Annotated in this window: 1 pseudogene; it reads right to left on the bottom strand. The window is 39.5% G+C overall.

Features of this window, described 5'->3' with window-relative positions:
• Window positions 1-9 precede the first annotated feature (9 nt).
• Window positions 10-294, bottom strand: a pseudogene (locus DN392_RS31045) (Cna B-type domain-containing protein); the annotation flags it as partial.

Genomic DNA, 294 nt, shown 5'->3' on the forward strand with positions numbered 1-294 from the left:
GCTCTTCTGTTACTTTTGGTTTTCCGGTTTTTCTTCTTTTATTTCTTCTGTTGTTTCTTCTTCAACTTGCTCTTCTTCTGGTTTTACATGAATTTCCGGCTTCTCCGTAACTTCTGGCTTCTCCAGCTCTTTCGGCTCTTCTGTCACTTTTGGTGTTTCCGGTTTTTCTTCTTTTATTTCTTCTATTGTTTCTTCTTCAACTTGCTCTTCTTCTGGTTTTACATGAATTTCCGGCTTCTCCGTAACTTCTGGCTTCTCTAGCTCTTTCGGCTCTTCTGTTACTTTTGGTGTTTC

Origin of the sequence: Bacillus sp. BB51/4 (assembly GCF_008368845.1) — a bacterium.
In the GTDB taxonomy this organism is placed as follows: Bacteria; Bacillota; Bacilli; order Bacillales; family Bacillaceae_G; genus Bacillus_A; species Bacillus_A wiedmannii.